12 protein-coding genes are annotated in these 14,155 nt (G+C 59.8%); 10 read left to right on the forward strand and 2 right to left on the reverse strand.

Translation table 11 applies throughout. The annotated features are described in order from the left end of the window. The first annotated feature begins 42 nt into the window (after positions 1-42). The 10 genes from ACK28C_RS04675 (at position 43) to cmr6 (ending at position 10,383) form a co-directional block, all read left to right on the forward strand. A complete protein-coding gene (locus ACK28C_RS04675; RefSeq protein ID WP_409152528.1) occupies positions 43-267 on the forward strand; it encodes a hypothetical protein in 225 nt (74 codons plus the stop codon). Further along, entirely contained in the window at positions 264-1,907 is a 1,644-nt protein-coding gene (locus ACK28C_RS04680; RefSeq protein ID WP_409152529.1) for a ThiF family adenylyltransferase, read from the forward strand. The genes ACK28C_RS04675 and ACK28C_RS04680 overlap by 4 nt, the downstream gene beginning before the upstream one ends. Positions 1,908-1,933: 26 nt before the next feature. After that, positions 1,934-2,779, forward strand: a complete 846-nt coding sequence (locus ACK28C_RS04685; RefSeq protein ID WP_409152530.1) for a hypothetical protein — start codon at positions 1,934-1,936, stop codon at positions 2,777-2,779. A 416-nt stretch (positions 2,780-3,195) separates the two neighbouring features. After that, a complete protein-coding gene (gene cas6 / locus ACK28C_RS04690; protein WP_208873592.1) occupies positions 3,196-3,624 on the forward strand; it encodes a CRISPR system precrRNA processing endoribonuclease RAMP protein Cas6 in 429 nt (142 codons plus the stop codon). A gap of 36 nt (positions 3,625-3,660) precedes the next feature. Beyond that, positions 3,661-4,977: a type III-B CRISPR module RAMP protein Cmr1 gene (gene cmr1 / locus ACK28C_RS04695; RefSeq protein ID WP_409152531.1), complete on the forward strand. Its 1,317-nt coding sequence runs from the start codon at positions 3,661-3,663 to the stop codon at positions 4,975-4,977. Then, positions 4,974-6,806 carry a type III-B CRISPR-associated protein Cas10/Cmr2 gene (gene cas10, locus ACK28C_RS04700; protein WP_015556879.1) on the forward strand — a complete coding sequence of 611 codons (1,833 nt, stop codon included), beginning with the start codon at positions 4,974-4,976 and terminating at the stop codon, positions 6,804-6,806. The genes cmr1 and cas10 overlap by 4 nt, the downstream gene beginning before the upstream one ends. Positions 6,807-6,808: 2 nt before the next feature. Next, a complete protein-coding gene (locus ACK28C_RS04705; RefSeq protein ID WP_208873588.1) occupies positions 6,809-7,978 on the forward strand; it encodes a type III-B CRISPR module-associated Cmr3 family protein in 1,170 nt (389 codons plus the stop codon). A gap of 32 nt (positions 7,979-8,010) precedes the next feature. After that, a complete protein-coding gene (gene cmr4, locus ACK28C_RS04710; protein ID WP_015556878.1) occupies positions 8,011-8,919 on the forward strand; it encodes a type III-B CRISPR module RAMP protein Cmr4 in 909 nt (302 codons plus the stop codon). Between the two features lie 11 nt (positions 8,920-8,930). Next, positions 8,931-9,260, forward strand: a complete 330-nt coding sequence (locus ACK28C_RS04715) for a type III-B CRISPR module-associated protein Cmr5 (protein ID WP_015556877.1) — start codon at positions 8,931-8,933, stop codon at positions 9,258-9,260. 1 nt (position 9,261) lies between these two features. Then, on the forward strand, positions 9,262-10,383 hold the full coding sequence (cmr6, locus tag ACK28C_RS04720) for a type III-B CRISPR module RAMP protein Cmr6 (protein ID WP_015556876.1): 1,122 nt from the start codon (positions 9,262-9,264) through the stop codon (positions 10,381-10,383). Positions 10,384-10,555: 172 nt separating this feature from the next. Here the strand turns inward: cmr6 and ACK28C_RS04725 are convergent, their stop codons facing one another. Beyond that, a complete protein-coding gene (locus ACK28C_RS04725; RefSeq protein ID WP_279369735.1) occupies positions 10,556-10,681 on the reverse strand; it encodes a hypothetical protein in 126 nt (41 codons plus the stop codon). Between the two features lie 213 nt (positions 10,682-10,894). Further along, positions 10,895-14,014, reverse strand: coding sequence for a hypothetical protein (locus ACK28C_RS04730; protein ID WP_409152532.1), 3,120 nt, complete (start codon positions 14,012-14,014; stop codon positions 10,895-10,897). Positions 14,015-14,155: the final 141 nt, after the last annotated feature.

A 14,155-nucleotide genomic window follows, 5' to 3' on the forward strand; every position in this document is an offset into this window, starting at 1 on the left:
GACATTCACAACTTACGTTATTAAAGAGGGGGAGATTTTATTATGAAGATGCCTGGAGCCGGTAAGAGCGAGAAAGTGCAGAAGACTTCCAATCCCTTCGACGGGGCCGCTGAGATGGATATTCTGAAGCTTACGGAGCGCGTGCTCAATGACGATTGCTGCAAGGGGTATGTGACGTCGGACGGCAGGGTGATGCCGCGCAACGATGCGTTTCACTCCGGAGCCAAGGATGGGATTGAGCTGGTCAAGGAGCGTGTTTGGGGATGAGTTTCAGCGGGGAGGTGACGACGCGCCTGTCCCTGGATGCACTGCAGCGCATCGTGCGGGAGGCCGTGGTGGCCCCCGGACGTGAAACCGGCGGCGTCCTGGTGGGCAGTTTCTGCAACGGTGCCGAGGGGAAACTTGAAATTCATGCGGAACGCGCCAGCGGGCCGGGCGAACAGGCCCTCCTTGGCAGCGGAGTTTTTCGTCCCGAGATGCCGCATTATCGCGACCGGGTCGCTTACTACCGAAGGACGAAGAACTGGAATTATCTTGGGGAGTGGCATAAGCACCCTGGAAGCTTTGGCGCTTTGAGCCGCCTGGATGTCCTGACGGCGCGGGAAATCTGCGAGACGGAGGGATGGCCGTTCTTGTTCCTGCCCGTTATTACCCTTTGTGGCGATGATTACCGCATCGACTGTCACGTCTGGATGCGGGAAGACGGAGGGGATGGAGGAGAGGGAGGAGAGGGAGAAATTCGTCATACAGGCGTCTATGAGGGCTCCGTTTCGGATATCCTGAGGGAAAGGGAAGGGGCGTATCGGATGAAGCTGTACATCGACCAGAAGTTGATTCAGGATTTTCGGGCTTCCTCCGCATCCGAGGCCGAGCATCCGGGGGTGTGGAACAAAGGCGAGAGCTTCGTCTTCATTCCCGGCCCCGGCGTGAAAAATGCCCGGCTCCGTCTTGTTCGGGAGGGCTGCGAGGCGACGGTCAATCTTTTGCCTGGTGGGGTTTTGGGAGTGGTTGGCGAGGATAGTGAGCGGTTCTGGATGTTTTGCGAGGGGGAGATGGTGTCGGTCGTCCCCGAGGTCATCGACATGGGAGCGGCGGTTTACGAGAGAAACGCCGGCCTGCTGGAGACGATGGAGCTGGCCGGCAAGTGCGTGTGCCTCGTCGGGTGTGGCAGCCTTGGGGGGACGATAGCCCTGGAACTGGCCAGGGCCGGGGTGGGGAGGTTCTTTCTGTTCGATATGGATACGCTTGAGCCGGCGAACCTTTCCAGACATGTCGCCGGCGTTGACGAGCTTGGACGCAATAAGGCGTATGTCGTGGAGCGGAGGATCCGATCCGTCAATCCCAACATTCAGGTAAGCTGCTGCACGAGGAACGTGGTGGACGATCCCGGTGGGATGGCCGCCCTGGAGGAGGCGGCGAAGCAGAGCCATCTGCTGATCTGCACCACCGATACGGACGATTCTCGCGTGCTCGTAAACTCCATATCCGTAGAGCACGGGATCAAGAGCCTTCAGGTGGGGCTCCACGAGAGGGCGGCATCGGGGATCGTTCAGCTGGTTCGTCCCGGAGAAGCGTGCTTTTCGTGCCATCGGCGGCGTATTCTGAGCGAGAGTGCGCTGCGTTCGGAAAAAGTCTCCTACAGCGAGGCGGAGGACCCTAGGGACCTTTACGTTCAGCCCGGACTTTCGGCTCAAATTAACCTGGTGGCGGAGGTTGGTGCCTTGAGGGCCATAGAGGCGCTCATGGACAGGGATTCACATGAGAACCTGACCCTCGTTTACGTCGACAGAGGAGGGGAGGCCCCTGAGGTGGAGAGCGGGGAGGCGCGGGGCAGGGAATTGCAGCTCAGGATATGCCGGCTGGAACTTGAGAAGGTCTCCGGCTGTCCGGTATGTGGGGGGGAATGACGAAGATGACGGCTCTGGAGTTCTTATTGACGGCTGCGGCGGCGGTTGTCCTGCTGTGTCTTCGAGGAGACGGCAGTTCGGTTTCGGCGGAGAACAGGCAGCCTGACGAGACGACGCGAGAGGAGGTGCCGGAACGCTGCCCGGCGCGGCATAGTCCTGTCGCTTCCTCTCAGCCGTTCGGGATGTCCTTTTCGTCAAAAGTCGTGCGGGAAATGGAAGCGCCCGAGGAGAAGGATCACCGCCTGCGTCCCTTTCACGTCCTCAATCCGGAGGGGGAGCTCTTCATGGTGGATACGGGAGCGGAGGGTCCGTTTTACGGTCCGGTCTGGACGCGCGTTCTGGACGCCTATGAAAAAGGCGAGTTTCTCCGTGCGCGCGTTGCATTCCGAAAGACAAGCCGTCAGAACGAGTTCTCCGGGTATGTCCTGAGTCTGGATGGGCTCCCTGTCTTTTTACCGCGCAGCAAAAGTTTTTATTTCTACGACGAGAAAAAAGATGCCGCAAAACGCTGTATTGCTGTTAAAATTGAGAGCATATACCCCAATGGGCCTCGGATCGGAAACGTTGTCGTCAATGCCAAACCGGCCTGGGACCTGGTAAGAAAGGGATTGTACCGCCTGGCTCCGGGCATTGAGGTCCATGCCCTGGCTATGGATATAGACCAGGGAGGAGGCGTGGAGGAAGGACATCTGGTCTTCCCGGCGCCGGAACACCGGCGGATTCTGGTCCCGCTCCCTGAGGCCCGAAGGCTGGCCCGGCAGGCGGGGCAATCCGTTCCGGACGATTTCCTCACCGGCCTGTATTGGCGGCTGCGGCTGATTGCCGGAGATGAGAGTGCATGGCAGGCCGAACCCCTGGAGGTTCTTATTTGAAGCTTGTCGTGGAAAATACGACTTGCTGAGAGGATGGAGGAGTCTTGATCTCTTCTCTTGTTCTGTGTGAGGCTCTGTCGGATGGACACGTTCCCGTTTCCAACGGGTACCTGCTTTTTTCCGCTTTGGCTCGTCGGCTCTCGGGGTTTGGGGGGCCGGAGCCCCTGCATGGAGCGCCCGGGTTCAAGGGGGTGGCCTTGAGCGCGCTCACTCCGGAATCCTTCTGGCGCACGCTGCATTATTCCTGGGGGAAAGGGGTCCTTCAACTTCAAAAGGGCGACAGGCTGGCCTTTCGCGTTTCCTTCCTGGACGACGCGCTTTTGGAGCCCTTTGCGGAGGCCGTGACGGGCTCTTCCCTCACCCTGGGCGGGGCGCCTGTCGGCGTCAAAAGGGTCTCGCGTCCCGGGGAAAACGCGATGAGCCGCCAGACGGACGAAGGGGCACTCAGGGAAAGCCCTCCCTGCGGCGGGGCTGACGTGACGTTTCTCTCTCCTACCGGGTTCAAGAGCGGGGCGGTTCAGAACATCCTCCCCTCTCCCGAACTCTGGTTCCGTAGTCTGGCTGCCCGATGGAAAACGGCCTATGGGGAAAATCCGCTGGAAAATCTGGGACAGGAAAATTCGATTAAAAACACGTTTGTCGCAGATTATTCCCTGCGAAGCGCGGCAGTGGTGCTGAAGGAAAATCTCGTCTTCCGCGGCTGTGTGGGACGGGTCCGTTATGTCTGGAAAAACGAAAGTACGGCGGTTAGAAAGGCGCTTGCCTGTCTGACCGCCTTCGCTTTTTTCTGCGGCGTCGGCTACAAGACGACCCAGGGGATGGGACAGGTGTTGGCGGAGTTTTGAGGCGATCGGTATTTTTTATGGAGAGGATGGTGCGGTATGGGGCGAAGCATTCCGAAGTCGGTGTGCATTGACGGGATTGAAAGTATCGGGCCAGGCGGCTCCCCCGAAGAACGGGTCTATGAAATCGAGCTGATCACCCCGATGTACGGCGGCGGGGTTGTGGCGGGGGTTGTCGATGAGGAGATGCCGGTGAGGGCGACCTCTATTCACGGACATCTGCGATTTTGGTGGCGTTTGCTCTATGGACTGAAGCTGTCTTTAAACGATATGAGAGAGGAAGAAGCCGCAATTTTCGGAAGCACTCGATCAGCCAGCAAGATAGCACTCAGGGTCAGGCTACATGATACCCGCTTGAGCTTAAAAGCTATGGCTTCTATTTCAGAAGAAGGCGAAAAGAAAAAGATTGTTTTTGAAGAGGGAAAAGAAAAGCTACAGTACGCGATTTTTCCTTTTCAGGGAAAAATCGGAAAAAGAGGAGAACCGGATGTCGCTCCATTTTTGGCTATCGTAAAGGCAGGATTCAAACTTTCCCTGTCCTTTTCTCCGAAACTTCCAGATGCTCAGAGGGAACAGGTTTTGAATTCCCTTCATGGCTGGATTAATTTCGGAGGGCTGGGGGCCCGGACGCGGCGTGGGTGCGGAGCACTTTACTCTAAAGAGTGCGCGATGGAAGAAGCAAAAAATATTTCCAGCCTTTTAGCAGGAGCTCCAGGTATTGAGACTGTCCTGATGGGGAATGTGAAGGATAATGCGGAAAGTGTCTGGTGCGAGATGGTTGACCTCATGAAGCAGTTCCGTCAGGGGGTGGGGATAGGGCGAAACGAAGGACAGAGCAAAGAAAGCAAAGAAAAAACAAAAACGCCGGGTCGCTCACGATGGCCGGAGCCTGATACGATTCGAAGGCGGGTTGAAGCCCATTTGGAGCGCCATGCGCCGACCATGCAAGTTGAGGGATTCCCCCGCGCGAGGTTTGGTATGCCGATCATCTTTCACTTTAAGGACAGCGATCCTGAAGGTAAATACAATCGAGCGGAGGACCCGATCGATACGTGTTTGCGTCCGGAGTCCAGCTCCAGAATGGCAAGCCCCGTCCTTCTCTCACCTGTCAAATTGAAAAATGGTAAAGTCGTCCCCGTGATCGTCTTCTTGAAGGCCGGGCCTCTCAGCAGCCTTCTGCTCGAGCGCAGCGACACAAAAGCCACATATTCAATTTCTGATGATCAGATCGTCAACCCCAAACTCGCAGCGTACAGCAGTTCGCCGATGAAAGGGCGCTCGGAGAGCGGCGACGCGCTCGAGGCGTTCAAGACCTATCTGCTGAAGGAAAAAAATTACAAGGAGGTGATCCTATGAGCCAGGGGACCAGCTGGCTGTTGCAGATAAGCGTCGGGCCGGTGCAGGAGTTCATCGCCGCGGCGCGGCGCACGCGCGACCTGTGGTTCGGTTCGTTCATGCTCTCGGAGATATCCAAGGCCGCGGCGAAAGCCGTGAAGGATGCCAGGGCCGAGCTGATTTTTCCTGAACCGAATGGGGACCTGAAGCCCGACTCCGACCTGAACGTCGCCAACGTGATCCTGGCCCGGGCGAGCGGCGATGACCAGGCGATGAACGCCCTGGCGGAGAAGGCAAGGGAGGCCGCCGTCGCGCGTTTTAAGGTGTTTGCCGCCGAGGCCTTTGAGAAGGCGAAGCGTTATATTGTAAAGGAACGTTGGGACAAACAGATCGAAGACGTCATCGAGTTCTATGCCGCCTGGGCAGAGATCGGGACGGGGGAGGGGGCCTATAAGGCGGCCCGCCAAAAGGTGGCCCGCCTGCTGGCGGCCCGGAAGAACCTGCGCGATTTCCTGCCGCATGAGGGGGAGTTCAGGGTTCAGAAGTCCTCGCTGGACGGACTGCGGGAGAGCGTGTTCAAGGATGGAAAGGGCCCGAAGATTGCGGGATTGTGTCTGAAGGAGGGAGAGGTGCTCGACTCCGTGGGGCTCATCAAGCGTATTTCCGGGGATAAGCGTAAGCGTTTCCCGTCCGTGTCGCGCGTCGCGGTGGACCCGTGGGTGCGTGGCGTGAAGGAGGAAACGCTCCGGGCGCTGGAGCCGTATTGTGGGGCGCTGGTCGAAACGGGGGCCATCAGTGATGTGATAGGGTACGAGGCCTTCCCCTACGAGGGGACGGCTGTGCTGCTCTCCCGCCACGCCTCGATGCTGGCGGAGTGCGAGCTCAAGTACGAGCCCGAGGAGAGGGAAGCGGTCAGGGAAAAGGTCAGGGCAGCCTGCAGGGGGATCGCCACCATCCTGTCCGGCTTGAAGGAGCACGACAGGCCGCAGGAGCCCTACTTCGCCTTGCTGGTCGCCGACGGCGACCGCATGGGAGCGGCGATCTCGGAGATCGGGGACATGAAGGGACACCAGGAGTTTTCCTCGACCCTCTCGAAGTTTGCGGGGGAGGCTCGGGATATTGTCAGGAATTTCCACGGGGTCTGCGTCTACACGGGAGGGGACGACGTGCTGGCCTTCCTGCCGCTCGATACCTGCCTGAGTTGTGCCCGGGGGCTGCACGAGGCGTTTGGAGAGCTCCTGAAAGATTACAAGTCCATCAAAGATCAAAGGTCTCCGACCCTGTCCGTTGGTATCTCGATCGGGCACGCGATGGAGGACCTGGAGGACCTGCTGGAGTTCGGCCGCGGCGCCGAGAGGATAGCGAAGAAGGGCATCGGAGACGAGGCCTCCCGTCAGGGAGTCGACCGCAACGGGCTTGCCGTTGTTGTGCGGTCCCGAGGTTCCGATTCCGTCATCGTGCGCGAACAGTGGGGACGCAAAAATACGGAAGGGCTGGAGGATACTCGGGCTTTGGCCAAGGTCTCCCTGGACGAGCGCCTGCACTATTGGGCGCGTCTGTTCTCCGATGGGGCCATACCCAACAAGTTCCCCTACGAATTGCGCGAGAATGCGGAATTTTACAGGGGATGGGACCCTGGGGATGTCCTGGAGGCCGCCGTGCGGGACGACATAAAACGAATATTCCGCCGCAAAGATGTGACGCTGAGTGATGAGGAGAAAAAGCGGGTGGAGGGCTACATCGATTTGCGCCTGTGCGGGCATCGGGACATCGACAGGCTCTCGGACGAGCTGGTGATCGCTCAGTGGATCGGGTTTGGGGTTCGACAGGCGAAGGGAGGGGACCGGTGAACATGGGAGAGAGTACGAGGTATCTTCGACTGACTCCGCTGAGCCCGCTGATTGTGCGGGACTCCAGGCCCTTTGGTGCGGGGCAGGGGAACCGGGTGCGCTCGATGGACTGGATTTCCCCGTCGGTCATCGCGGGGGCCGTGCGTACCGCCGTCTGGAAGGCAAAGGATACGCTCACGCCGGATCAGCTCAAGACGATCGAGGTGTGCGGCGGATTTCCGGTCCTGAACGAGAGGATTTATCTTCCCAGGCCGCTGGATGCCCTGATTCGTAAGACAGATGAGGCAACGGGCACCACGGACGTCCTTCGCGTCCGTCCGATGGACGGGAACGCGGGCGTACGGATGCCCCATGCAAGCCTCGTCCCGTCCGCGCCGGTGGGGATGCCGGAGGAGGACTTCAAGCCGGAGTCGGGCGACGCCTTCTGGCCTTTGGAGACGATGGCGGAGTGGCTGGGATGTGAGGACGATCAGCCGGCTTCGATGAAGCTCGACGGGCTCCCCGCTCCCGTGAAGGAGGACCGCACGAACGTGACGATCCTGCCGGAGAGCGGTGCGGCGGAGGATGCCAGGCTGTTTACGACCACGGGGCTGGACTTCGTAACAAAGATCAAAGAGGGCGCGTCGAAGGGGCAGTTGGGCCAGATGCGGATCGGCGTCCGGGTGAACTTCGGCGACCAGGCCCCTTTGCCCGAGCGCTTGCTCGTTCCCCTCGGCGGGGAGCGGCGCCTCGCGGAGGTGCGGATGGCCGAAGCGGATGAGGGGTTCTGGGAGGCACCCAAGAACCTGTCCTGGACGGGGAAAAAAGGGCTTCGCATGGTGCTGGCGACCCCGGCGATCTTTGAGAAGGGCTGGCTTCCGGGCTGGCTTCGGGAGGAGGACGGGAAATTGACGGGGGAGGTTCCGGGGAGTGGGGTTTTGGTCCGGCTCGTCTCCGCCGTCGTGGGGCGCTGGAAGCCCTTGTCCGGGTGGAGCTATGAAAAAGGCAGGAACGGCCCCAAGGCCCTGCGCCGGATGGTCCCCGCAGGGAGCGTGTATTTCTTCGAGGTGTTGAAGGGCGGGGAGGGTATTGCCGATCTCTGGCTCCATTCCGTCTGCGACTGCCAGCAGGACGGGCGCGATGGATTTGGGCTGGCCCTCTGGGGTTGTTGGCGTGGCCGTGAAACAGCCTGAGATTTTTGGGCTTCGGGAAGGAGAGAACTGTGATGGATAACGTGAAGTTCGAGAGAAGATACTGGATTCATACGGTGACGCCGCTCCACGTGGGGACGGGACGGGGCGTTGGGTACATCGACCTGCCGATCGCGCGGGAGAAGGTCACGAACTGGCCCTGCATCCCCGGCTCCGCCGTGAAGGGCGTGGTGGCCGATCATTTCGGCGCCACGGAGGAAAAAAGGTCGGTTGACGGGCTTGTCCGGGCCGCGTTCGGGAGGAAGAAAGAACCGAATGCCATCGAGGCGAACAGCACGGCGGGTTCTTTGGTCTTCACGGACGCGCGGATCGTCTGCCTGCCCATCAGGAGCTTCTACGGGACGTTCGCCTGGGTCACCTCGCCCTTCTGTCTCGAACGGCTCAAGCGAGATACAAGCTTGTCCATTCTGTCTTTGGTCGTGGAATCCGCCATCGTGACCAGCAGAACCAGGCTCGTTAGGAATGGAACGAAGCTCTACCTCGAGGACCTGGACCTGGATTGCGTGATAAGCCAGGAGGCCGATGCCTGCGCGGAGCTCATTGCCAAGGCCGTCTTTGCGGACAATTCCGACTGGCAGGCCATCTTCCGCGAGAGGCTGGCGATCGTGAGCGACGATATCTTCACCTTTCTGTGCGAGGCCGGGACGGAGGTCAGCGCACACATTCGGATTGACGAGGAGTCGGGGACCGTTGCCCCAAAAGCACTCTGGTACGAGGAGGCCCTGCCGGTCGAGACCCTGCTGGCGGGGACGGTCTGGTGCGACCGCGTGTACCGCAACAAAGAAGATGCAAAGGGTGCGGACGGTGATCTGACGAAGGAGAAGCTGCTGGAGAATTTCTGCTCCAGGCCCCTCGAACTGCAGATCGGCGGCAAGGCCTCGACCGGCAAGGGGCAGGTGCGCTGCCTCTTCGAGTCACGGTAAGGAGGCCGATCATGGGTATTCGGACGAAGGAACAGCAGATGGCCCAGGCCGCATTTGAACGTGTCCAGGGCAGGAACAGCGGGTTTGAGGAGTACAGCAGTTTTGCCCTCGCGTTCCCGTCGCTGGTGCACTCCTGCGGATTGGCTCAGGCGCTGGCGTTCGCTCAGGCCAAGGGCAGGGCGGACTACCTTTCGGACTTGGAGAACGTTTTGGGCGAGGGGGGAGATCTCTGTGCGCGGAGTCGGGAGGCGGAGGTGATGGAGTATATGCGCCTCTCACGCCGCGCCCTGGCGGCCTCGTCCTGGATCAAGCGCTACTGTCAGGCGAAGGGAGGAAACTGAGATGCAGGCGCTGAGAGATGCGCTGAAAGACCTCTCCAAAGGGCAGAACGCCTCGCTGCTCCTGGCCCGTTATCTGAGGGAGACGAAACAGGGAGAGGATGAGGACAAGGAGGCCGCACAGAGGGGGCGGGACGACCTCTTTCAAGCCGCGCGCTCCGCGGTGAAGGACGAGGAGGTCCAGGCCCTCTATGCCAGGGCGTTCGAGGCGCGAAAAAATGCCCTGTCCGCCTGCTCCTCCTCGCGCACCTTCCAGACGGAGGGACGGCTCATCGCGGGGCTTGGGGGCAGCAACGTGCTTGAAACCGGCCTGACCCTGAACCCGCTCTACGGGGTGCCGATGATCCCCGGAAGCTCACTCAAGGGGCTGGCGGCGCACTACTGCTCCATGGCGTGGGGTGCGGGGGACGAGCGTTTTCGTTCTCCTGCCCTCGATGCCAGGACCCGCCCGACCCGTCAGGCGGGGGCCGTCTACGAGGTGCTTTTTGGAAAGGTCCCCCTGACAGGTAAGGAGGAGGACGCCGAGGCGGGATACCTTCGTTTTTACGACGCATGGCTCCTTCCCGATTCCCTTCCAAATTCGCTCTGCCCTGACGTCATGACGCCTCACCACAGCGGATACTATACGGGCGAGGGGGCCCCGACGGACTTTGACGACCCCAACCCGGTGACCTTCCTCTCCGTCAGGGGATCGTTTGAGGTGCGCGTGGGGTGCGAGGACCCCGACCCTGAGGTCCGGAAGAAATGGGAGAAGCTGGCGCTTCGGATTCTGGGAGAGGCTTTTGAGCGCTGTGGCGCGGGTGGGAAGACCCGGTCGGGCTATGGACGGATGAAGTGGGTCAAGTCCAAAGAGGAACAGCAGGCGGAAACGGAGAAGGCTAAGAAGGCGGAAACGGAGAAGCGCAACCTCGAGGCTGGTTTCAAGCATCCGATCGGCGAGGAGTTGACGGTTCGGTGTGATAGCGTCAACAAGAAGGGAAACAGCTCCTTTACGATAGAGGGCATGGAGGCCCGGTTCGATCCTGCTCTGAAGGTCGAAAAGGGGACCGAGGTTCTGGCCAGGATCGTGAGGACCGAAATGAAACCGAAAAAGGCCTATATTTTGGAGCGGGTTCAGAAGGACTGATCTCACGGCAGGTTCTCATTCCAACTTCAAGTCATTTGCGGGGCGGCCTTGCCGCCCTTTTCCATCTGCGGAAATAGAGTATTGATGCTTCGCCAGCGAAACAAAAATCCCGGAGCACGGGAAATTGTTGAAGGAGGGGATGCGCAGCATGGACAAATAAAGAGAGAATTCGTCAGATAGAGGAGGGGAACGTCACCGTGGCCCTGCTCCGGCTCAGAATGTCGTTGGTCGTCAGCATGTTGGTGACGGCCCTGTACAATTTGGTAGATACCTGCTTCAGGATCGTTATGCTAGGCATGTTCGTCGTCTTTGGGTTCACTCGCCCCGGGATGTCCGGAGTGAGAACGAGGAGTTTTTGACAGGAACGACAAAGCGAAGGAGAAGGCTGTCGGCAAAACCGGTATCCTTCCCCTTCGTGTATCACTTGGTTTTCACTCTTCCCATGAGTGTAGAGGTTAAACTGGATGGGCTGATAACGCGCTCCTTGTCGTTAGGCCCTTATCGACAAGCACTACCTGCGGCGCCCCTGCCTGCCGACACAACCGTGGGCGAGGGCCAGGAGCAGAAGCGGCAGCATAAGGGAGAGCAGGGAGCCCGAAGCCGCTCCCAGGGAGCATCCGCTGTCCGACGTCGCTGGTTTCTTCGCGCCGGGAGAAGGAGGATTGGCAGGATCGCTCGGTTTTTCCGGTCCAGGGTTCGGCCCCGGTTCAGGACTTGGATCGGGGCTCGGCTTGAGATCGGGGGCAGGCTGCTTCGGCTTGTCATACCCTGGAGAGGGTGCAGGATCAGAGGGCGTCGAGGCCTCCGGCACGAAGAGCCCCTGGGCAAGCACGAGCTGGAGCGAACGCGCCGCTCTGCCGTTGATCGCACTTTTATCCAGGATGTCCTTTCCGAAAACGGCGGTCTTTCCTTCGAATGACGGATGAACCTGTCCGTCGTCCGTCACGGCAAAGGCCACAAGAGACATTCCCTTCTTCGAGGGAAAACGTGATGGGAAGAGCGGCAGCGTAATCCGATCCGACGAGGCGGTCGGGGTCAGATTGATCCTCGCGGAGACGCACTCCGGTTCTCCCTTGAGCACGAGTTTTCTTTCCTTTATTTTCTGTATGATTGAACGGGTCAGGGCTTCGTTCGTCAGCTTTGCAAACGGCCTCACGAACTCGACCTGGCCTCCTGCGGCGTCCTTTGCGGACGGCGTCCGGAAGGAGGCGGGACCCGTATACCTCGCCGTGAAGAAGTCCTTGCGCGAGAACCCCGAAACGAATATCTTTCCGTCAGGTGCCAGGGCCCCTGACAAGGCACCCGACCAGGAACCCAGGTCGGTGTAGACGCTGCCTCCCCGTCCGAACGTGGTATCCAACGAACCGTCGGGTTGAACGCAGAGCGCGGCGATCTTTCCGTTGTTGTCTCCGACCAGGAGAGCTCGACCGTCGGGGAAGAGGGAGAGAGAACGGCCGTAATAGCGCTCCGACGATCCTCCTTTGACGCTCAAAAACTGTCGTCCGCCGTTACCGTAGGAGGGGCGTAGCTTTCCGCCCTCGTCCAGGCAGACCAACATCATCTTCCCCTCCGGCCCCCCGGAACCTCCAAGTAGAAGGGCTCCGTCGTTCGTCAGGGCTACGCTCCTGACATATTCGAGTCCCCCCTGATCCAACAAGAGCGTTCCGCCGTCCCCGAAGTTTGCGTCCAGGGCTCCGTCAGGAGTATAACAAGCCACGAAAATGTCCATGTCCTTGTTGTTCTTCGTAGAGCCATGTCCTGCCGCGAAGATGGTCCCGTCGTCCCGGACCGCCAGACTGTAGACGTCGGTTTTTCGACCGTCCAGATTGGTAACGACGACCCCGTCCGAGCCAAAGGATGGGTCCAGCTCCCCCGAGCTCAGGTAGCGGCACAGGACGACTCGATGGTCGAAACGGCCGATCTCCATTCGCCCTCCCAGCAGTATCTTTCCATCTTCCTGAAGGGCCATGGCCCTGCCCCAGCACTTGTGTTTTGTCTGAACGATGGAGGCTCCCGACTGTCCGAATGACTTGTCCAGCGTCCCGTTCGTCTCGAAGCGGAACAGGGCCGGGCGGTCGTCGACGGCCCCGCCTACGTAATATTTGCCGTCCGCAAGAGGGGCGATCTTATACCCGTAGGCCTGATATCCCGGATCGACCCGGCTGAGGCCCTGCCTTCCAAAAGACGTGTCCAACGTCCCGGAAGGCAGATATTTGGCCATGACGACCCCGCTGGCGTTTGTCTTTTCGTTGACGGAGGACCCCAGGACGATGAAGCTTCCATCGGGGAACACTGCCATGTCGTTGGGTTTGTCGTCCCCGGAAAAGTCGGTGCGGACGAAACCATGATGGCCGAAGGTCCCATCAAGGTCCCGGTCTCGCTGGGGCAACTCGTCCGGCTGGACGACCTCGGCGTAGCGGACCAGGATCATCTTGAGGTTATTGCTGGACCAGCCGTATTTTCCCGAGCTCCCGGCCACGAGGACCTTCCCGCCCCCTAAACTGGATACGGCACAGACCTTCTCGTCCGCACCGAGATCGGTCGAGAGCACGCCGTTGACCCCGAAGCTCTCCTGCATCGCCCCGTCGCTGCGGAAGCGCGCAAGCAGTATATCGTGTTTTTCGGGCCGTTTGTTGTTGCCGTACTGCCCTGCGATCAGAAGGCTCCCGTCCTCCAGCACGATCGCGTCCGTGCCCATCGATCCCAGGTCTCCGGTGTCGAGGAGCTTCTTCCCGTTATCCCCGAACTCTTCGTCGGGAGCTCCGTTTCCGAGGGTCTGAAACAGCGTGACGGTCCTGTTCTTATTCCCGGCCTTGATCGATTCCCCGACGAAAAGGATCGACCTGTTCCTGAGCTCGATCGCCTTGTTGAACCTGTCTCCCTTGCTTCCAAGGTCGATTTCCAGCGTCCCGGAATCCGCAAACGTGGCGTCCCTGGCCCCGCCGGGCGTGTATCGGGCTGCCAGTGCGTTGTAATTGCTCTGGTCGTCCGCGGTATAACCGCAGGCTATGATGGCCCCGTCCGCCTGCAACGTCAAAGACGTGTATTCCGAGTTTTCTTCGTCACTGTAGACCGCTCCATTCGACCCGAAGGAAGCGTCCGGGATCCCTCTGCGGTCGTATCGGGCGATCATCGCCCTTTTAAGGGACGCGGCCCTTCCCGATATCAGGACGGAGCCGTCGCTCAGGGGCACGATGGAGTCGATTTTTGACCGGGGCCCTAAGTCGGCGGAGACCACCCCGTTCTCCCCGTATCCCGCATCGATCGTCCCGTTTTTGTCGAATCGGACCAGCGCGATCCGCTCGCTTGTTTGCCCCGCAGGTCTCAACGTTCCTCCGACGACGATCGATCCGTCAACGCAGAGGCCCATGGCGGAGAGGGTGTCCGTGCCGCCGCTGTCGAACGAGGCGAGGCCGCCGTTCCCGAAGGACGGATCGGGCTCGCCCGTAGGCAGACACCGGATGACGATCATGTCGTTGTCCGCGGTCCCTCCGAACAGCAGTTTTCCATCCTTCTGGACGCAGAAACCTCCGGCCTCCGTATTCTTGGCCCCGTACTTGAACGAGACGACACCGTTTTTTCCGAAATCCGGGTCGAGACCCGCCTGCTGTGCCAGGGCCGTCCCTGTCATAAGGCAAACGCACACACAACAAGACAGCAGTTGCCAATCAAATTTTCTCAATTTCAAAGGATTCCTCCTCACTAAAATAAATCCTGAATCCGTCGGTGCTGCCTTTTAGGATACAGAACATTAATATAAATTTTATTCAAC

The organism is Fretibacterium fastidiosum, from assembly GCF_964642095.1.
Lineage (GTDB): Bacteria > Synergistota > Synergistia > Synergistales > Aminobacteriaceae > Fretibacterium > Fretibacterium fastidiosum.